General features: G+C 34.8%; 11 protein-coding genes. 3 read left to right on the top strand and 8 right to left on the bottom strand.

The annotated features are described in order from the left end of the window. Positions 1-43: 43 nt before the first annotated feature. The 7 genes from AC3ITQ_RS07760 to porU all read right to left on the bottom strand — a co-directional run bounded on the left by AC3ITQ_RS07760 (position 44) and on the right by porU (position 11,465). Entirely contained in the window at positions 44-595 is a 552-nt protein-coding gene (locus AC3ITQ_RS07760; protein ID WP_489237812.1) for a carboxymuconolactone decarboxylase family protein, read from the bottom strand. Between the two features lie 480 nt (positions 596-1,075). Then, a complete protein-coding gene (locus tag AC3ITQ_RS07765) occupies positions 1,076-2,926 on the bottom strand; it encodes a hydrolase/aminopeptidase (RefSeq protein WP_489237813.1) in 1,851 nt (616 codons plus the stop codon). A 91-nt stretch (positions 2,927-3,017) separates the two neighbouring features. Beyond that, positions 3,018-4,661, bottom strand: coding sequence for a dihydrolipoyl dehydrogenase family protein (locus AC3ITQ_RS07770; protein WP_489237815.1), 1,644 nt, complete (start codon positions 4,659-4,661; stop codon positions 3,018-3,020). A 6-nt stretch (positions 4,662-4,667) separates the two neighbouring features. Then, positions 4,668-5,666 (bottom strand): pyruvate dehydrogenase (acetyl-transferring) E1 component subunit alpha, encoded by a 999-nt coding sequence (pdhA, locus tag AC3ITQ_RS07775; RefSeq protein WP_489237817.1) that lies wholly within the window; start codon positions 5,664-5,666, stop codon positions 4,668-4,670. Between the two features lie 157 nt (positions 5,667-5,823). Beyond that, positions 5,824-6,306: a cytidine deaminase gene (cdd, locus tag AC3ITQ_RS07780; protein WP_489237819.1), complete on the bottom strand. Its 483-nt coding sequence runs from the start codon at positions 6,304-6,306 to the stop codon at positions 5,824-5,826. A 78-nt stretch (positions 6,307-6,384) separates the two neighbouring features. Continuing rightward, positions 6,385-7,587, bottom strand: coding sequence for a type IX secretion system outer membrane channel protein PorV (porV, locus tag AC3ITQ_RS07785; RefSeq protein ID WP_489237821.1), 1,203 nt, complete (start codon positions 7,585-7,587; stop codon positions 6,385-6,387). A gap of 41 nt (positions 7,588-7,628) precedes the next feature. After that, the gene (gene porU / locus AC3ITQ_RS07790; RefSeq protein WP_489237823.1) at positions 7,629-11,465 is read right to left on the bottom strand and encodes a type IX secretion system sortase PorU; all 3,837 of its coding nucleotides are present in this window, start codon (positions 11,463-11,465) and stop codon (positions 7,629-7,631) included. A 214-nt stretch (positions 11,466-11,679) separates the two neighbouring features. On the opposite strand from porU, the gene gldJ reads away from it, so the two are divergent. Both gldJ and AC3ITQ_RS07800 read left to right on the top strand, forming a co-directional pair. Next, the gene (gldJ, locus tag AC3ITQ_RS07795) at positions 11,680-13,362 is read left to right on the top strand and encodes a gliding motility lipoprotein GldJ (protein ID WP_375033847.1); all 1,683 of its coding nucleotides are present in this window, start codon (positions 11,680-11,682) and stop codon (positions 13,360-13,362) included. A 117-nt stretch (positions 13,363-13,479) separates the two neighbouring features. Next, positions 13,480-14,766 carry a UDP-N-acetylmuramoyl-tripeptide--D-alanyl-D-alanine ligase gene (locus AC3ITQ_RS07800; RefSeq protein WP_489237826.1) on the top strand — a complete coding sequence of 429 codons (1,287 nt, stop codon included), beginning with the start codon at positions 13,480-13,482 and terminating at the stop codon, positions 14,764-14,766. A gap of 38 nt (positions 14,767-14,804) precedes the next feature. On the opposite strand, the gene AC3ITQ_RS07805 is transcribed toward AC3ITQ_RS07800, so the two are convergent. Further along, the gene (locus AC3ITQ_RS07805; RefSeq protein ID WP_489237828.1) at positions 14,805-17,675 is read right to left on the bottom strand and encodes a triple tyrosine motif-containing protein; all 2,871 of its coding nucleotides are present in this window, start codon (positions 17,673-17,675) and stop codon (positions 14,805-14,807) included. A 345-nt stretch (positions 17,676-18,020) separates the two neighbouring features. Here AC3ITQ_RS07805 and AC3ITQ_RS07810 point away from each other — a divergent pair, with 345 nt between their 5' ends. After that, on the top strand, positions 18,021-21,140 hold the full coding sequence (locus tag AC3ITQ_RS07810; RefSeq protein ID WP_489237830.1) for a SusC/RagA family TonB-linked outer membrane protein: 3,120 nt from the start codon (positions 18,021-18,023) through the stop codon (positions 21,138-21,140). Positions 21,141-21,149 lie beyond the last annotated feature (9 nt).

The raw sequence follows: 21,149 nt of genomic DNA on the forward strand, positions 1-21,149 counted from the left end.
TGAATGAATCCACAACTATCTTTATAAGCTGTTTTTTGTATTTTTAGTTTTGTAACTCTAAACTTGGAACTGCCGGAAAATCAATTTCTGTATTGGCTGTATTGTTGAAATAGTTGGTTAAAACATTCAAAGCTACATGAGCAACAGTTTCTGCAAGTTCAGCATCTGAAACTCCTGCAATTTTTAATGTATCTACATCTTCATTATTTACTAATCCGCCTTTACTGATTAATGTTTTAGCAAATTGAAGAATCGCTTCCGTTTTTACGTCGGCAGAATTTCCTGTTCTTGCATCTTGTAAAACTTGTGCGTCAGTTTTTAATAGTTTTCCTCCAATGAAGGTGTGAGCTGCAACACAGTAATCACATGAATTGCTTTCTGAAACTGCTAATGCGATTAATTCTCCTGTTCTTGCGCTTAGTTTTCCGTGGCTCAAAGCACCGCTTAGGTTTAAATATCCTTCAAGTACTGCTGGAGAATTCCCCATTGTTCTCATCATATTCGGAACAACTCCTAATTTAGCTTGTACAGCGTTGAATAAATCTTTTGTTTTTCCTGTTACTTCTTCTGGGTTTAATGCTGTTAATCGTGTCATTGTATTTAATTTTTTACGTTGTTATTTATTTGTTGTCTTTTGACATTACAAAGGTGCGACGATTACAGATTTTAGAACATGGAGAATTAACGCTATGTGATGGACAATTTTCCCTGCGTGTTTTTTGAAGTGATAAGGTTGTATTTTTTAGAAGCTAATCCCGCTATCCGTTTCAATCTTTTGCTTTTTAAAGAAAAAAGCAAAAGGATTTCCACTTCTATCGGGGCTATGGCAATCATTTTCATAAGAATATTTTCGTTTAGTTTGTCATTTCGACGTAAGGAGAAATCACACAAGAAATTCCGTGGCTAAAATCGCCAATCTTTGTCAAGTACTGGATGTGATTTCTCCTCTGTCGAAATGACAATATTGTGTATAAAAAAAGAGACTGTCTTTGAACTGCCTCCAAATAGTGTCTAACTTTTTGGGGGCAGTTCACTTTCGGACAGCCTCTTTTTTGAGTTTTTGTTTTTAAGGAATTTATTTCAATAAACCTTCAACAGCCTGAACAGTTGTTGCATGGTATCCAGATTTTGCTTTTTCAAAAATTTGTTTTGCCCAAACTTTTCCTTCCGGGGTTTTAACTAATTCTTTATAAAGTGACATTAATGATCCGGTTCTGCTCGTTGCAATCATAAATTGTTCAATTGCTGGATAGGCCGTTTGATATTGATGACGAATCGCCTGAATAAACCATTGACGCTTGATAACAAAGTTGCCGTTTTTAGTAAAACTGAATTCATTATCAATTGCCGTCATTTCTTCAATAGTAATATCCGCAGGTAAATAGTCGATAAAGTGCTGTTTTTCGGTAGTTGATTTTATCTTGCCACTTAATCCTTTAACGCCGGTCGTTCTCCAGTTTTTCTGAATATTATCAATTGCTGTAAAATCATCAGAAGAAACAGCAGTAATGTTTGATGGAACTCCTGGTTTGTAAATCCAATCATCTAATTTGATTTTGTCAGCCAGTGCTTTGTTATCTTTAATAAGGTTTTCTTTTAGATATTTTACGAAATCTTCTGTTGTGATCGATTGAAAAGCATGTGCATCAAAATAGTTTTTAATAAACGGATCAAATTTTTCACGGCCAACCGCCGCTTCAATTACTTTCAGGAAATTATATCCTTTTACATAAGGAATTTGACTGATTCCGTCATCTGGGTTTCTGTTGGTAAGACTAACTTTTAATCTAGTATCCGGATTTGTTGCGCCATATTCTGCAATATTATCGTCCAAATCTTTGCGAGTTAAAACATCCTGCATTTCAGCTTCTTTTTTGCCGAAAATTTCTTCTCCAATTCTATGTTCAACATAAGTTGTAAATCCTTCATTTAACCAAATGTCATCCCAGGTTGCATTGGTAACTAAATTTCCGCTCCAGCTGTGACCTAATTCGTGAGCCAATAAACTTGTCAATGATCGATCGCCGGCAATAACGCCTGGCGTTAAGAAAGTTAAATTTGGATTTTCCATTCCGCCATAAGGGAAACTTGGAGGTAAAACCAAAACATCGTAACGTCCCCAACGATATGGGCCGTATAATTTTTCGGCTGCGCCAACCATTTTTCCTAATTCAGCGAATTCCCAGGCAGCTTTTTTTAGTAAAGAAGGTTCTGCGTAAACTCCAGTTCTGTTATCAATCGATTTGAATTCAATGTCTCCGACAGCAATCGCCATTAAATAAGACGGAATTGCTTTGTCTTGTTTAAAAGTATAAAAGCCAGTGTCATTCTTTTTCTGCGGATTTACTGAAGCGCTCATTACAGCCATTAAATCTTTAGGAACCGTAACTTTTGCATTATATGTAAAACGAATTCCCGGTGAATCCTGACATGGAATCCAGGTGCGAGACCAAACACTTTCTCCCTGAGAGAAAACAAATGGTTTCTTTTTATCCGCTGTCTGTTGTGGATTTAGCCATTGTAAGGCTACTGCATCTTTGGTTGTGCTATAGTAAATGTTTACTTTGGTAGTGTTTGGTTCAATAGTAATATGAAGTGGTTTTCCGTGAAATTCAACTGTTGCACCCAATTCAAATTTAGTTTCCTTTTCTTCATCTCCTAAAGTTACTTTAGTAATGTTAAGAGTGTTTTCATCTAATATAATTTCATTTCCTTTACTTATATTGTCAATTTTCCAGGAAGCTTTTCCTGAAATAGTCTGCGTATCAAAATCAACTTTGATGTCGAGATCCAAATGTTTTACTACAGCAAGTTCTGGTTTAGAGAACGTGTGTTCGTCTGCGACAACTGCTGGTTTTTCGGTTTGCTCTTTTTTCTGGCAGGCGATGGCTGTCAGGAATAAAGTTACAAGGATTAGTTTTTTCATTTTATGAAGTATTGAATTTTGAGGATGAAATTAAATAAAAAATCCCGTTTTGCGTAAACAAAACGGGATTTAAATATAAAATTAACAGCGATTATGCCAACATTGTAACTGGGCTTTCGATGTATTGTTTTAATGTTTGTAAGAACTGAGCACCAGTTGCACCGTCAATTGTTCTGTGGTCACACGCTAATGATAACATCATTGTGTTTCCAACTACAATCTGACCGTTTTTAACTACTGGTTTCTCAACAATTGCACCTACAGAAAGGATAGCAGAGTTTGGTTGGTTGATAATTGAATTAAATTCAGTAATACCAAACATACCAAGGTTAGATACTGTAAAAGTACTTCCTTCCATTTCTTGTGGCCCAAGTTTTTTGTTTTTAGCTCTTCCTGCAAGATCTCTTACCGAAGCACCAATTTGAGATAAACTCATAGCGTCTGTAAATTTCAATACAGGAACTACTAATCCGTCTTCAACAGCAACAGCAACACCAATATTAACGTGGTGGTTGATGATGATAGCATCTTCTTTCCACTGAGAGTTAATTTTTGGATGTTTTTTCAAGGCTAAAGCACAAGCTTTAATTACCATATCGTTGAAAGATACTTTTGTATCAGGAACAGTATTGATTGTTGCTCTTGCAGCCATTGCGTCATCCATACTTACTTCGATCACTAAGTTGTAGTGAGGCGCAGTAAATAATGATTCAGCAAGACGTTTTGCGATAATTTTACGCATTTGAGAGTTTTTGATCTCTTCTGTGAAAACTTCTCCAGCAGGAACAAATACTTTTGGTGCAGCAGGAGCAGCAGCTTCTTGTGGTTTAGCAGCAGAAGTTGCAGTAGGCTGAGCTTGCGCAGATGGAGTAAAGTTTTCGATATCGCTTTTTACGATACGTCCGTTTTCTCCAGAACCTTTAACCTGAGTTAATTGGATTCCTTTATCAGAAGCGATTTTTTTAGCTAAAGGCGAAGCTAAAATTCTTCCTCCGTTTGATGAAGTTTCGGCAACAGCCTCAGTTGCTTTTTCAGCAGAAGGAGCAGCTTTTTCTTCAGTTGCAGGAGCACTTGCAGGTGCAGCGCCTCCGGCAGTATAGTTTTCGGCAATTCCGGAAATGTCAGTTCCAGCAGGCCCAATGATAGCTAATAAACTGTCAACAGGAGCTGTATTTCCTTCCTGGATTCCGATGTATAATAATGTTCCGGCATTGAAAGACTCAAACTCCATAGTAGCTTTGTCAGTTTCAATTTCAGCTAAGATATCACCTTCAGCAACAGTATCACCTACTTTTTTTAACCAGGTTGCAACTGTTCCTTCTGTCATTGTATCACTCAAACGAGGCATAGTTACAACTATGACACCTTTTGGTAATTCAGTTGCAGCTTTTGCAGGAGCAGTTTCAGTTTTTGCTTCAGCAGCTGGAGCAGCTTCTGCTTTTGGAGCTTCAGCAGCAGGAGCGTCACCACCAGCCAATAAAGCTGAAATGTCTTCTCCTTCGTTTCCGATAATTGCTAATAATGAATCAACCGGAGCAGTTTCTCCAGCCTGAATTCCAATATGTAAAAGAGTTCCTTCGTTAAAAGATTCGAACTCCATTGTTGCTTTGTCTGTTTCAATTTCAGCAAGGATATCTCCTTCGCTAATTTTATCGCCTACTTTTTTTAACCAAGTCGCTACCGTTCCTTCCGTCATAGTATCGCTCAAACGAGGCATTGTTACTTTTATCGCCATAATATATTATAGTTTATGAGGTGTGAATGGATAGTCTTCTTGTGCGTATACTACGTCGTATAATTGTTGTAAATCAGGGTATGGAGATTCTTCAGCGAATTTCACACACTCTTCAACCAGGTCTTTAACTCTTTGGTCAATTACTTCAATTTCTTCTTCTGTAGCATATTTTTGATCCATAATTACATCTAAAACTTGTGTAATTGGGTCAATTTTTTTGTACTCTTCAACCTCTTCTTTAGAACGGTATAATTGTGCATCAGACATAGAGTGTCCTCTGTAACGGTACGTTTTCATTTCAAGGAAAGTTGGTCCGTCTCCACGACGTGCTCTGTCAATTGCTTCTGTCATAGCTTCAGCAACTTTTACAGGATTCATTCCGTCAACTGGTCCGCAAGGCATTTCATATCCTAAACCAAGTTTCCAGATGTCAGTGTGGTTTGCAGTTCTTTCAACAGAAGTTCCCATTGCATAACCGTTGTTTTCAACGATAAATACAACTGGAAGTTTCCATAGCATTGCCATGTTGAAAGCTTCGTGTAATGAACCTTGTCTTGCAGCTCCATCACCAAAGTAAGTCATGGTAACACCGCCAGTTTCAAAATATTTGTCAGCAAAAGCTAAACCAGCTCCTACCGGAATTTGTCCACCTACGATTCCGTGACCTCCGTAAAAACGGTGTTCTTTAGAGAAAATGTGCATAGAACCTCCCATACCTTTAGAAGTTCCTGTTGCTTTTCCTAAAAGTTCAGCCATTACACGTCTAGGATCAACGCCCATACCAATTGGCTGTACGTGGTTTCTGTAAGCAGTAATCATTTTGTCTTTGGTCAAATCCATAGCGTGCAAAGCGCCCGCTAATACAGCTTCCTGACCATTATATAAGTGTAGAAAACCTCTAACTTTTTGTTGAATGTATAATGCTGCAAGTTTGTCTTCAAACTTTCTCCAAAGCAGCATGTCTTCGTACCACTTTAAATATACTTCTTTTGTAACTTCTTTCATCTGAATTCTTTCTTTTGCTAAAGTTGTTTGTGTTATCAATTGTTGCCTATAACGCAAAATAGTTTCCTCCCACAAATTTGCGCCCGAAAGGTCGGGATGCAAAAATAAGACATTAGATTTAAGAACTAAAATTTAAACGCTACTTTTTGGCTTTTTTTTACAAGAACTTTTTATCAAACATAAATGGAAGTAAATTTTTCAGGGATGCTGATTGATAAACTTCACCTATTTCACCCATAAAATAGATTTCTATAGGGGTGTCTTGCTTGATTTCATATTCGGCAATTGACTGGCGGCAAGAACCGCAAGGTGGAATAGGAGCTTTTGTTTGATTGGTATCTGAAGCCGCTGTAATCGCCATTTTTAAGATTTTAGCTTCCGGATACACACTTCCTGCGTGAAAAATGGCTACACGTTCTGCACATAAACCTGACGGATAGGCTGCATTTTCCTGATTTGATCCCAAAACTATTTTTCCATTATCTAAAAGTAATGCAGCGCCAACTCTAAATTGAGAATAAGGAGCGTATGCTTTTTTGCGAATTTCAACAGCCTGATTCATTAGATCCTGAATTTCGGCTGAAAGTTCCTCTAAATTGTTATATGCTATAAATGATGATGTAACGCTTATTTCTTTCATTGTTTTTATGGGAAAAAAAATCCAAATTCCTAAAAAAATAGAAATTTGGATTGTTATTGTTTTTTTTATTTTATCTCTTTAATAAGTTTCGTATTTGTCGCCAAAGTTAAACGTTAAAGAAAAACGAAGTGTATTTTCTAACGGATTTTTAACTTTTGAAGTTGAGAATAAATAAGAAACATCGATTTTTACAATGTTATATTTGAAACCTGCTCCTAATGAAAAGAATTGTCTTGCTCCTTTTTCAGGGCTTTCGTGGAAATAACCTGCACGAACTGCAAAAGCATCCTGATACATATATTCTCCGGAAACACTGTAGGTAACTTCTTTTAATTCTTCACTAAAACCGTCTGGCGCATCAGTAAAAGATTTAAAAATGCCTTCAACCCATCCTATGTCGTTATAATTATTGTAATTAATGGTATTCGCTTGTTCTTGCGATATGTCACCTGGGTCAGTAAAGTCACCATCTCCATTAGCGTCTACCGGAGTTCCTGGCCCCGGAGGAGTAGGAACTAATAATTTGGTAAATTCGACACTAAGGTTTACTTTATTATAGTCGTCTAAAATAAAATCAAAACCTCCACCAAGTCTTAAGTTGGCTGGTAAAAAGTTAGCGCTTATGTCATCATTGTCATAGCTGATTTTTGGTCCCAGATTTTGCACATTAAAACCTGCTCTCCATCTTCCATTAAAATCAGTATAGGCAATTTCTTCTGATTGATAAAATCCGGCAACATCTACTGCGAAAGATCCTGCAGCAGAAGCATCAATATCTTCTGATGCAATTTTTAAATTGGAGCGAATATATCTTCCTGCAACTGCCATGGAGAATTTTTCACTTAATTTCAAAGAATAGGATCCATCTAATGCAAATTCGTTAGGTGATACTATTCTTGCAGCTTCATTTGGGTCTCCCGTCGTTCTTAGTTCAATATCTCCAAAACCAAAATAACGAAAGCTTCCTGCGAAGGCACTTTTGTCGTTGATTTTGTTGTAATACGTTAACTGACCAAGTGAAATATCGTTGGCCAAATCGGTTAAATAAGGAGTGTAGCTGATCGATAGACCTTGCTTGTCTTCTGAAAAAGCATATTTTGCGGGGTTCCATTGCTGAGAAAAGGCGTCAGCTGAAGTTGCTACACCCTGATCTGCCAAACCTGCTGCTCTGGCATCAGCGGCTACTAATAAAAAAGGAACTCCGGTGGTAATTGCTCGTTCTTGTGCTTTTGCGTATGAAACAATTAAAAAGCAAATTAGTAAAAGTGATATTTTTTTCATTTATAGGAATAATGGTATTTATGGTACAAATATATATATTATTATAAGATGACAAGCTTTTCGTATTTTTCTGCCTTTTTATTTGTTAAATTAGATTTGACTGTAAGCTTGTAAATGTAAACTCCCTTTCCGATTCGGTCCCCAAAATCGTCTTTTCCGTCCCATGTTATCTCTCTAGATAAAAAACCCTCAGTAGTAATGATTTGATTTTTTGTCCATACTACTTTTCCAGTTATGGTCATTACCTGAACCTGAACATCTAAGGGTTCGTAAGGTCTGTTATGCGAAAACCAGAACTGTGTGTAAGTTGAAAACGGATTTGGGTAATTAAGAACATGTGTTAATGTTAATGATTCATCTCCCACTACGACAAACTGTATTTCACTTGTTACAGGATTGTTGTAAACATCCCACGCTGTGAAACTTATCGTATGCATTCCTGGAGCTAAATCTCGTAATGGAAATCGTAGATTTCCATTGGTATAATCGTCTAGTTTTGTTTGATAATAATCATTCAAAATATAGGGATTACTTACATCTCCATCTAAAATTGCAATAATATCATGACCAATTCCACTGGCAGTATTTATACCATTTTCATCTTCTAATAGCGCCAAAAGAAATGGGGAGCTATTTGTTATACCACCAGAAACAAAAGTTTCATCGTTCATATATAACTTCACTTTTGGACTAATATTGTCCTGAGGTGCATTTTCATTTATTCCGCCTATTTTAATTGCGCTGCTATAGCCTGATTGGTTTTCTAAAAGCTGATTTTTTTTCGAATAAAAGCTGATTTTTCCGTAGTCAACAGCTATCCTAATATCCCTTGGAACAACAAAACTAAATTCAAACTGACCGTTGGTTACAGTTGCGTTTCCTCTAAAAATAGTCTCTCCAAGAGTTTTAAATGACATTGCAGGGCTATATCCATCATTATTTAAGGTCGAAGCTGTAATTAATTTGTCAAAAATAGCGGTGGCTAATTCACCATTGTAGTTGCTTAACAAAGTGTTGTTTTCGTCCGTAATTTCACCTGATATTTTAATTTTTGCCAACGATTTAAGATCTGGAATTGGCTGTGAGATCACAACATCATTTACTTTTGTTAAATTTATTCGAGGTTTTGGAATTGCTAACATCAAAGCAGGGTCTCCAATATAAAAAATTACGTTACTGGAATAACTTGGGTTTTCATTTTTTGAAACTCGAAGTGCTTCTGCAATTGTTGTGTATTGGTTTGAACCGTATGAGAGCAGATTTTTACTTAAATTATCATTGAAATTTTCAGCATTAAACTGACCGATTGCACGAATGGTAGTTAGCATAGAAATAGCACCTCCTTTTGGATTCCAAAAAGTATATTCACCGGCTGTTGGCCTTGTTGGGTCGTCAAATCTTGAAAACTCACATGTAATAGTGATGAATAGAGGGTATTTATATTGATTGTTTAAGTTTTGACCATCTGATTTTTCCCAAATTCTTTCACTTGCCAAACCATCTTCACCACCATGTCCTAAATAATTAAAGACTAAAGCTCCTTTTTCAAAAGCATCGAAAAAGTCGCTTCTTGCTTTTGGGTATCTTGATCCTCCGGCTGAAGCTTCTTGCGTGTAAGAGTCCAGAATAATCTTGTCGATATTGAAAAATGGCTTTTCAGTAGCAATAACATCTGCTAAGCTGTTTTGGCGCGACTGTAACGAGGTATCAGAACTTTGGTCGGAATCATCACTGATCAAAACAAAATTATTTCTCCAGTTACCATACGATTTTATATCATGGTATTCCAATACTTTATTGACCATTTCTCCGGCCTGGGCATTGTCTGAAACAAGCATTCTTCCAACGGCTATGTCAATGCCACCAAAAAACGAGGTTACGTTTCCTTCGTCCGGATCCATAAGTCCGTAAAAGTCATCAGAGGCAAACGAAGATTCTCCAATTGTGTTGCTATTTAGTGAGTGATATATAGGTACGATATTGGTGTTGTTTGAAATTCGGTCTTTATAGTCGTATGAGGCATCACCAAAAAGATTTACGTATTTTATTCTTTTATCTGGCGAAGAAGAATTTTCATAAATATATTTAATACAATTTCGAATAGCTGCTATATCTTGTTTTCCCGAAGAAAATTCCTGATAGATATTTTCTAATGCTATTACTTTTGTATTTAGATTAGAATAAGAGCGATGAAAATTAGCTAATTTTTCGGCTTGAGAAAGTAAAAATTTTGGGGTAATAATTATATAATCGATATCCTGAAAACTGTTTTGTGCGTTTTTGAAAATAGTTCCTTTTAAGTTTTGATTGGCAATTTTTGATTGGTTCTCTTTTAAAGGAGTATAGTAATCTGCCTGATCAAGTGCGATATATTTTCGGATTTCTCCTAAAGAAGCTTTAAAGCTAAAAGTGGCCTGATTGGGATTTTCTATTTTTGATACATTATATAGGTCTGTAACGTCCCAAATCTGAGAAATTCCTGCTGCGTTTCCAATAGTGTAATTTGCGATTCCGGGTGTAGAGCCGGCTAAATCGTATTGGAACTTAAATTGTTTTCCTGTTCCCAGAAGTTTTCTTTTTGCAATTATATTGATGTAATCCAAATACCCTTTCGATCCCGGGACGCCGTTGTTATTATAGGTAAGTTTTATTTTTACGCTTTCGGCTCCGGTAAACGTAGTGTTTGCAGGTAGTTTTTCGGTGTAAAATTTGGTTTCTGAACTTTGTATCAATGCATTGAAGTTAATAGTGCCGATGTTTTGTCCGTTGGTGGCAATTGCAAATGAAGTAGGAGTGTAAGCGGCTGAAGCGGTGTTGACTTCAATTTTTAATGGTACTGAGGTTTCGAGGTTTGGAAATGCGAATGTAAATTCCTGTTCCTGATTAATGTCGAATGATTCTCCGAACCATTGGCGCCCTAAGTGTGCAATGTTTGTTTGGTCGATTTCATGAAATTGATAGTCATCAAACGTGTTTAGCTCCAGTGTGGTGCTTGCAGAAGGCTGATTCAGGTTTGAAATTCTTTTACCATCTCCACCGCTTACCGTTATATAATAATAAGATTTGTTGTCAAATAAATTGAGATTTGTCTGGCTCTCAGAGCTCCAGTTATCCGTTCCTTCGGCATAAAAAAGAATATAATCCTCATTGTCGAAAATGCCATCGGATTCGCCAACAATTTGAATAGCATTCTCTGTTAGGTCATCTGGATAATAAGTGCTGTTCATTAAAGGCAGCATTCTACCTCCGTTTCCATAAATTTTAATTCTTTTAGGGTCTGCTTTAGAGGCGTCAAATCCTAAACTTTGTAAAAATGCTTTTGAAATTTTATAAACACCTGATTTTTCGATATAAAAACGGTACCAGTCTCCACTTGCTAATATAGAATTTTGAATAACACTCGATTTTTGTGTGACAGAAGCAGTGCTGTTTTTGGATGTGCTATTGTTTACTTTATATGAGAATGACCGAATCCGTTTAATGCTATTCCCTTCTTTAATGAGGGGCGAAAGAGAAAGAAAAAATTGTCTTTTGTCTCTTGAGGAAGCGATTTTTAACGTTTCATTTGGTTTTGCGGGGATGTTTTCAAGAGATAAATCACCTAAGTCCGATAGTAAGACCGATTCATAAATAATGTTGGAAATTTGAATCGATGAAGAGTTGGAATAGTCAGTTTGATTCAAATTGAGCAGTAATGTTATGCTTTTTTTTGAATTATCGTACCTGAAACTGTTGCCTGAAAAATAGGGAATGGTTATTTTTAAATCTCCAAAACTCATTTCTTTTTTAGTTTTCCAATCTATTGTGAAGCCCCCATTTATTTGGGAAAATGCCAAAATTGGAAAAAGAAAAAGAGATAAGATTAGGCGCTGTTTCATAAGTTGAAAACTAGATATTATTTTTTAATTATTTTACTAAGTAAAAATATAGTATTTCATGTTACAGTAAATAATAAAAAGTATATTTTTGCGTTCGTAACTATAGGTTATTTTCTGGTAAAAAAACAGTGAAATAAAATTATTAGAACAGATGTTGCTAATTAAATGTTAATTATTATATTGCAGCACCTAAATTTATCACCTAAGAATGAGTATGAAAGTAAACAAAATTGTAGCCTTGCAATTAATGATGTCAATGGTATTGATGTTGGGCACGGCTAGTTGTAGCAAAAAATCGAGTTCCAGTCACGCTTCTCGAGCAACAGGTTGGGACGTAGATAGTCAGAATGGAACTTCTGCCAGAAATGCAGGGAAAAAACAACAGGCTGGTCCTGGTTTAGTTTTTGTTGAAGGAGGTACATTTACTATGGGTAAAGTACAGGATGATGTTATGCACGATTGGAATAACACGCCGACTCAACAACACGTTCAATCATTCTACATGGATGAAACTGAAGTTACGAACGGTATGTACTTAGAATACCTGGAGTGGTTGAAGAAAGTTTTTCCTCCAACAGAAGAAAATTACAAGAATATTTACGAAGGAGCATCGCCAGATACTTTAGTATGGAGAAATCGTCTTGGATACAACGAAACGATGACTAATAACTACTTAAGACATCCTTCATATGCTAACTATCCTGTAGTTGGGGTAAACTGGATTCAGGCAGTTGAATTTAGTAAATGGAGAACAGACCGTGTAAACGAAGCTGTTCTTGAAAAAGACGGATACCTTAAAAGAGGTGCTAAAACTAATGATGTAAGTGCCGAAAGTTTATTTAACACTGAAGCTTACCTTGCTTCACCTTCTACTACTTATGGTGGTAACGAAGAATTGGTGTTAAAGAAAAATCCAAACGGAAGAAAATCTAAACCTAATAAAGATGGTGTCGTAGAAGAGAAAAATGTATACGCACAACGTTCTTCTGGAGTTATTTTACCTGAGTACAGACTTCCTACTGAAGCAGAATGGGAGTATGCAGCTGCGGCAGATGTAGGGCAAAGAGAATACAATATTTACAAAGGACAAAAGAAATATCCTTGGTCCGGAGATTATACACGTTCATCAAAACGTAAAAACAAAGGAGATCAATTGGCTAACTTTAAACAAGGAAACGGTGATTACGGTGGAATTGCAGGTTGGTCTGATGATGGAGCTGATATTACAAACTCTGTAAAAAGTTATGCGCCAAATGATTTTGGATTATACGATATGGCTGGTAACGTTGCAGAATGGGTAGCCGATGTTTACAGACCTATTATTGATAATGAAGCAAATGATTTTAACTACTACAGAGGAAATCAATATGCTAAAAACAAAATTGGTAAAGACGGTAAAATTGAAATCGTTTCAACTGCTAACATTAAATATGATACTTTAAGTAACGGAAAAGTTGTAGCAAGAAATCTTCCGGGAGAAATCGCACAGGTTCCAGTTGACGAACAAGAAACATATTTGAGAACAAATTTCAGTACAAGCGATAATATCAATTATAGAGATGGTGATAAACAATCTTCTAGATATTTTGACTTTGGAGATTCTGAGTCAGGGCCAAAAGCAGATCAGACAATGTATAATTCTCCTAAACATAATATCACTACTGATAGTTTAGGTCAGATGACTAGAAAATATGATAACTCAAGTAAACGTACTACTTTGATCGATGACAAAGTAAGAGTTTATAAAGGAGGTTCTTGGAGAGACAGAGCATATTGGTTAGATCCGGCTCAAAGAAGATATTTTCCTCAGGATATGGCAACTGATTACATAGGATTCAGATGTGCAATGTCTAGAGTAGGTTCAAAAGCTGAAAAAAGAAAATCGCCTAGAAACTAAGTTTTAGAAATTCAATAACAAAAATTCCAAATTCCAAAAGCTGAATATTTCAGTGTGGAATTTGGAATTTTTTGTATTTATTTTTTTCTACTTTTACGATCTATAAAAAATTTATAAATGAATATTCAGGAAATTCATAAACTGTTTTTACAATGTAAATCTCTTTCAATTGACACACGAAAAATTGAAAAAGATTCCATGTTTTTTGCCATTAAAGGCGAAAACTTTGATGCAAATGCTTTTGCTAAACAAGCACTTGAGTTAGGAGCTTTATTTGTTATCATTGATAATGAATCTTATCTGGTAGATGAAAGAACTATTCTTGTCCAAAATAGTTTAGAAACTTTACAGGAATTGGCAAAATTTCATCGTGCTTATTTAAAATTGCCAATTATTGCCCTGACCGGAAGTAACGGAAAGACAACAACAAAAGAACTTATTAATGTAGTTTTATCTAAAAAGTACAAAACGAAAGCGACAGTTGGAAATCTGAACAATCATATTGGAGTTCCATTGACATTGTTAAGTTTTAATACAGAAACTGAAATTGGAATTGTTGAGATGGGAGCGAATCATAAAAAAGAAATTGAATTTTTATGTGAAATTGCTCAGCCTGATTATGGATACATCACCAATTTTGGAAAAGCGCATTTAGAGGGTTTTGGAGGTGTAGAAGGTGTAATAGAAGGTAAAAGCGAAATGTATCAATATTTAGCCAAGAACGATAAAATTGTCTTCGTTAATCTGGAGGATCCAATTCAGATCGAAAAATCTGTAGGTATAAAATCATTTACTTTTGGCGTAAAAAATGATCAAGCTGATGTGAAAATTGAAAACATTGCTGCAAATCCTTTTGTGGTGGTAGATTATGAAAATTTTACTGTTGAATCGCATTTAATTGGCCTGTATAATTCAAATAATATAAATGCTGCAGTTTCCATTGGTCGTTATTTTAAAGTGGATAATGAAGCTGTAAAAGAGGCTATTGAAAATTATATTCCGGAAAATAACAGATCTCAATTGTTAAAAAAAGGATCTAATCAGATTATCCTCGATGCTTATAATGCTAATCCGAGTAGTATGGCAGTGGCTATTGCAAATTTTCTTCAATTGGATAGTCATAATAAAGTGATGGTGCTAGGCGATATGTTTGAATTAGGAAAGGAGAGTCAGCAAGAACATAAAATAATCGTTGAATCTTTACTAAATCAAAATAGATCAATTTGCTATTTGATTGGAAAGGCATTTTATGAAAATAAGATTGCTAGTGAAAATATTCAATTTTTTGAAACATTTGAGGATTTTTCAAACCATCTAAAAACAATGCACTTTGAAAATAATGCCATTTTAATAAAAGGTTCCAGAGGAATGGCGCTCGAGCGTACTTTGGAATATATTTCATAATAAAAAGCCATTCGTTACAACGAATGGCTTTTTAATTTTTAGATACTCATAAGAAAACCTATTAGGTTTTCTTTTTTATTTAAGCCTAATTTTTTTCTTAAGCGATATCTCGCCAGCTCAACTCCACCAGTCGAAATATTCATGATTTCTGCAATTTCTTTGGTTGACATATTCATTAACAAATAAGTTGATAAGTCAAGTTCTCGCGGTGATATAGTTGGGTATTTTTCCTTTAAACGCTTCAAAAACTCAAAGTGAACGTTCTTGATGTGTTTCTCAAGATCTTTCCAGCTTTTGTCTGTATTCACTTCCTTTACAATACTTTTATTTAGTTTGCTGACTTGAAATTTTGTTGAATCGTCAAGCGCATCAACGTCAATTTCTTTTAGTTTGTGAATAATTCCGTTTAGGATTTTATTTTTCTTTACAACCTGCAAAGAGTTATTTACTAATTCTTTATCTTTTGCCAGGATTTTGATCTGAAGTTTATCATTTTTCAGTTTTTCAATTTCTTTTTCAAGGTCGTATTGCTCTTGCCTGATTCTTGATTCTTTTTCAAGATACAATCTTCTTTGTTCTATCGTTTCATAATATTTGTTTTTTCTGATCTTCATTTTGATTCGGTTCGAAATAACATAGATCGCAATGATGATTAAAACAAAATAAATGATGAATGCCAAAAAGTGTCTGTACCAAGGTGGAGAAACAGTAAATAAAAGTGTTGACGGTTCGGATTGAATTCCGTAGCTGTTTCTAACTTTTACATTCATTTTGTAATCTCCTTCACGAAGATTTGTGTATTCTTTGATCGACATGGTTGACCAGTTGCTCCATTTGTCATCAAAAGGTTCCAGTTGATAAGAGAATTCTACATTTTCAAGGTTTTCATATGTAGGTGATGAAAATGTAAAACGCACATGGTTTGACGAATATGGAATTCGAATGTTCTCAATTTTATTTTGGTTGTTTCCCAATACAATAGTATCGCCTGGAAAAGAAAAGCTTCGAATAAAAGCTTTTGGTTTTGTTACATAATTATTCAAGAGTTCAGAATCGTAATGGGCTAACCCGTCTGTCAATCCAATAAAAATATTCTTAGAGTCAATGGTAGTGACAGACAAATAATTACTAACCAAATTCCCTGTTAAGTTTGAAAAAGGAGCGACGATATTGGTGTAATATTTGTTTCGCTTCATTAATACACCGAGAGATTCGTCAAAGGCATACCATAAGTTCGATTGAGAATCTTCACTCAATGCATTTATATTAGGTATATTCCTGAATAATTTAGATAAATTCTTATCCTCATAAAATAAATCCTGCTCCTGAGAGTATTTATAAAAATGGTTATTCGTCTGGAAGTATAATTGATTGTCAATTTTCTGGATGCTTCCAATATTTTTATATTGAGTGCTTAAATGGTCTATCTTTTTGATGGATGAAAATCTTGTTAAATCATTGCTCAGAGACATTCTGTAAATTGATTCGTCTTTTTTTAGCCATAAAAACGATTTATCAAGCTCAAAACTATTTGATGATTTGTCAAAGCCAATAATCTGATTCTTATAGATTAATCCGCCAGATGTCTTTTGAAAAATGGCAAATCCATCATAATTTGATCCTATAAAAAAGCCAGGTCGGTTTGGGATGTTTTTAAAACCAAAATAACCTTTGGAATCGATTGTATTGGTAACTCTTCCACCTTTTATAACTAGGGCTCCTCTGTTGTTTGAACAAATTAATTCATTATCAATGACCTGAACATTCCATGATTGTGCAGTAGTTCCTTCGACAAGTTTAAAAGTGTCTTCTTTAAAGCTGTTGTTCCACGCATGATAAAAAACACCTTGGTTTGTTGCGACGTATAAATTTCCTTCATGAATTACGGAGGCATAAACAGTACTAATGTCATAGCTGAAACCAAAATAGGTAAAAGGAGATCCTTCGTTTACAAAAGCAATACCATTGTCGAGACCAAGCCATAGGTTGTTTTTATTGTCAATAAAGGATGTTAAAACAGTATTGTTTTGTAATCCTTTTTTTCGATTGAGATGTTGTATTATTTTACCATTGAAATCACAAATAGCAATACCATCTAGTACAGAGTTTAAAACAATGAAATTATTTTCTATTGTAGCTCCTCCCAGTGAGTTGTTCTTTTTTACAAAATTATTAGCTTCAGTATCCCATGGCTTTACGGTATTCTTCTCATAGATAAACAATCCTTTTTCAAGTGTTATAATTAAGATTTTACTTTTGTCTAGAGCATACATTCCCCACACTTCGGTGTTATTAAGGCTGGTTGTGTTTGGCAGAGCGTATAGTTTTCCATTTCGGTATTCTAATATTCCTTTATCTATATCCTGAAAATATAGTTTGTTGTTGACTACAAATGAAAATTGAAATCGTTTTGGAGCTTTTAAAATAGTAAGTTTTCCATCTTTAAAGATGTATGCTCTGGCAAAAGACTGAAAAATGGTTTGATTGTTTAGGGTGTGAATCTTCCATATGAAATCAATTATTTTGATTTTGTTTTTATCTACACTTTTGGCTAACGATGTGTATTTTAGTTTTCCTTTTTCATTTGGCTGGAAATAACCAAATTCATTGTAGCCGCCTACATAAATTTTTCCTGAGTCATCAATTTTTAAACAGCGTACAGAGGTTAAATTAGGCAACGGATATTTTCTCCAGGATGAACCGTCAAATTGCAAAAGACCATTATTATTGGCAAAATAGAGGTTTCCATTTTTATCCTGTCCAATGTTCCAATTTTGGGTTCCTCCTTTATATTCGTTTCGCTTGTAATTTCTTACATCAGGCAAACCTATACTTTTGACTTGCCCAAAAAATGCTGTTGTGAATAATGTAAAAAAAATAATAATAAAATATGATTTTATCAATTTCATGAATTTTTTAATTTATTTCAATTTTTTATATATAACTATTTGTATTTCAGTTATTTGATGTGTTTTTGTAATTACTACAACGAGGTAGTAGTGTGTTTTATTGATAAAAATAAGCATTCTTATACAACTGTAGTGTTTATTTTTATAATTAACATTTTCATAACATCTTAAATTTTAATTTTAAAATATTGTAAATTAGATTATTATAAAAAAAATGATGTGTTTTTGTAACGTTATAAATTTTACTTTGATGTGTTTTTGTAGGGAATTTAAATTGCTGATAGTAAAAAATTAAGATTATTATTGCATCAAATTACTAATTAATTAACCAAAATTTTTAGAAAAATGAAATTAACAAAATTACTTATTTTTTGTATTTCGTCTTTGTTATTCTCGGTTATAGCTGTGGCTCAGGATGTCACGGTAAATGGGATGATAAACGATGAGAGTGGAATGCCAGTTCCGGGTGCAACTATTGTATTAAAGGGAACAACAAAATCAACGGCATCAGATTTTGACGGGAAATTCCAAATTAAAGTGCCTTCAAATGGTGTTTTGACAGTTACTTTTATTGGTTACAGTGCGGTTACGGAGGCTGTAAATGGAAGAACAAATATTACAATTCAATTAAAACCAGAATCACAATCATTAAACGAGGTTGTGGTTGTTGGATACGGTACTCAAAAGAAATCAGTTGTAACGGGAGCAATCTCTAGTGTAAAAGCTGCTGACTTAGAAGATTTACCACTTACAAGAGTGGAGCAAGCTTTACAAGGAAGGGTTTCAGGAGTTACTATTGCTGCAAACGCTGGACAGCCAGGATCATCTTCGACAATTCGCGTTAGGGGTATCACTTCGTTTGGAAACAACGAACCTTTATGGGTTGTTGATGGAGTTATTGTTGATTCAGGTGGAATTGGTTACTTAAATCAATCTGACATTGCGTCAATGGAGGTTTTAAAAGATGCTGCATCCCAAGCAATTTATGGTGCCAGAGCAGCAGCAGGGGTTATCCTTATTACTACTAAAAAAGGAAAATCTGGTAAAATGAGTGTAAACTATAATGGTTACACCGGTTTCTCTAAAGCAGCTAGAAAATTAGATTTATTGAATGGAACAGAGTATGCTACTTTAATGAATGAAAGATATGCAAACGGGTATGATCCGGCAAAACCATATACATTGCCATACCAATCTCCATCTTCTTATGGTGCTGGTACTGATTGGCAAAGTACAATTTTTAATGACAGTGCTCAAAAGACAGGTCATGAACTTAGTTTGTCAGGCGGCAATGATGTATCTACATTTTATGTTTCGTTCGGATTATTAGATCAGGAAGGTATTGTAGCAACTCCTATTTCTAACTACAATAGAAAAAACATCCGTTTAAATTCGACTCATAAAATTGTAAAAGGATTAACTTTTGGTCAGACTTTAGGATATTCTCACGAAAAAAATGTTGGAATTGGAAATACTAATAATGAATATGGAGGCCCTTTAAGTTCTGCAATCAATTTAGATCCACTTACACCGGCTATTGTTACTGATCCGGCTGTAGCAAATGCAGCACCATACACTCAGGATTATATTTTAAGAGACGCAAGTGGTAATCCATACGGAATTTCTCAAAAAGTAGTTCAGGAAATGAGTAATCCTTTGGCGTATATCCAAACTAGATTAGGTAATTATGGATGGTCAGATAATTTTGTAGGTAATGCTTACTTAGAAGTAGAAGCGATTAAAGGCTTAAAATTTAGAACTACATTAGGAGGTAAATTATCGTATTGGGGAGCAGAAAGTTTTACACCTGAATATTATTTCAACTCTTCTACTATTAATGCTAAAAATAATTTGTCCAGAAATTCTAATAAAGGTTTTGGATGGAATATCGAAAACACTGTTTCATACACGAAACAAATAGCTGATCATAACTTTTCAGTTTTGGTAGGGCAAGGTGCATATGTTGATAATATTACCTCTGGGTCGACAGTGACTTATTTCAGTATACCATACACCAATTTTGATGATGCAACTTTCCCGAACGATCATCCACAGGACGATATTACAGCTTCTGCTTACAATGGTTTTCAGCATAAAGTAACATCATTATTCGCTAGAGTGAATTATGATTACAAAGAGAAATACTTATTTACTGGTATTGTACGTCGTGATGGTTCTTCTCGTTTTGGTCAAAATAATAAATACGGAACTTTTCCATCATTCTCTTTAGGATGGGTACCAACTAAAGAAAATTTTTGGCCAGCAAACAAGGTAGTTACTCAGTTAAAGTTTAGAGGAGGATATGGAATTACAGGTAGTGATGCTATTGGAGATTTCAAATACTTAGCAACTATTGGTTCGGGGCGAAACTATACTATCGGAAATCAAGGCTCAGTAGTTGTTGGTAATAGTCCAAATGCACCAGCAAATCCAGATTTGAAATGGGAAGAAACAAGTCAGGCTAACGTAGCTTTCGATATTACATTTTTTAATGATTTGTCATTAACCACAGATTTTTATATTAAAAAATCTACAGGTATTTTGCAAGATATTGACTTGCCTGGTCATGTTGGTAGTACTGGTCGACCTTCTGCAAACATTGCTGATATGGATAATAAGGGGATTGACTTAGAACTTTCTTATCGCAAAAAAATTGGTCAGGTTGGTTTTGGTATAAGCGGAAATATTTCTTATTTGGAAAATGAAGTAACTAATTTAGGAAAAGATATCACGTTCATTTCTGGAGATGCTTCTTTCCAAAATATGGGTCCAGTGACAAGAACACAAGTAGGACAATCTTACAATTCTTTCTATGGATATAAAACACAAGGTATTTTTCAAAATCAAGCAGAAATTAATGCTTACACAAACGCTTCAGGTGGTTTAATTCAGCCAGGTGCAAGACCAGGAGATTTCAGATGGCAAGACACTAATAGTGATGGAAAAATAACAGACGATGATAAAACTTTTATCGGAAGTCCACTTCCAAAATATACCTATGGTTTCACGCTTAATTTAGATTATAAAAACTTTGACTTATTAATTTTTACTCAGGGAGCAATCGGAAACAAAATTTTTCAAGGACTTCGTCGTCTGGATATTACAGATGCTAACTATCAAACTTCTGCTTTGGGGCGTTGGACAGGTGAAGGATCAACTAATTCATATCCAATTTTATCAACAGTTGATAATAATGAAAATTTCTCAAAGGCATCAGATTTTTATTTAGAAGATGGAGATTACTGGAGAATCAAAACGGTTCAAATTGGTTATAACCTTCCAAGTGATGTTGTATCAAAAGCAGGTCTTTCAAAAACCAGACTTTATTTGACTGGTGAAAATTTATTGACATTTACAAAATACTCTGGCTATGATCCAGAAATTGGTGGAGGAGTTTTTGGTATTGATAAAGGATATTATCCACAAGCTAGAACTTTAATGTTAGGGGTTAATTTACAATTTTAAAATTAGAGA

Source organism: Flavobacterium sp. KH_001, from assembly GCF_057840745.1.

Excerpts from the sequence above, each read along its gene's own strand:
- AC3ITQ_RS07760 (WP_489237812.1), bottom strand. The coding sequence starts at position 595 with ATGACACGATTAACAGCATTAAACCCAGAAGAAGTAACAGGAAAAACA.
- AC3ITQ_RS07765 (WP_489237813.1), bottom strand. The coding sequence starts at position 2,926 with ATGAAAAAACTAATCCTTGTAACTTTATTCCTGACAGCCATCGCCTGC.
- AC3ITQ_RS07770 (WP_489237815.1), bottom strand. The coding sequence starts at position 4,661 with ATGGCGATAAAAGTAACAATGCCTCGTTTGAGCGATACTATGACGGAA.
- pdhA (WP_489237817.1), bottom strand. The coding sequence starts at position 5,666 with ATGAAAGAAGTTACAAAAGAAGTATATTTAAAGTGGTACGAAGACATG.
- cdd (WP_489237819.1), bottom strand. The coding sequence starts at position 6,306 with ATGAAAGAAATAAGCGTTACATCATCATTTATAGCATATAACAATTTA.
- porV (WP_489237821.1), bottom strand. The coding sequence starts at position 7,587 with ATGAAAAAAATATCACTTTTACTAATTTGCTTTTTAATTGTTTCATAC.
- porU (WP_489237823.1), bottom strand. The coding sequence starts at position 11,465 with ATGAAACAGCGCCTAATCTTATCTCTTTTTCTTTTTCCAATTTTGGCA.
- gldJ (WP_375033847.1), top strand. The coding sequence starts at position 11,680 with ATGAAAGTAAACAAAATTGTAGCCTTGCAATTAATGATGTCAATGGTA.
- AC3ITQ_RS07800 (WP_489237826.1), top strand. The coding sequence starts at position 13,480 with ATGAATATTCAGGAAATTCATAAACTGTTTTTACAATGTAAATCTCTT.
- AC3ITQ_RS07805 (WP_489237828.1), bottom strand. The coding sequence starts at position 17,675 with ATGAAATTGATAAAATCATATTTTATTATTATTTTTTTTACATTATTC.
- AC3ITQ_RS07810 (WP_489237830.1), top strand. The coding sequence starts at position 18,021 with ATGAAATTAACAAAATTACTTATTTTTTGTATTTCGTCTTTGTTATTC.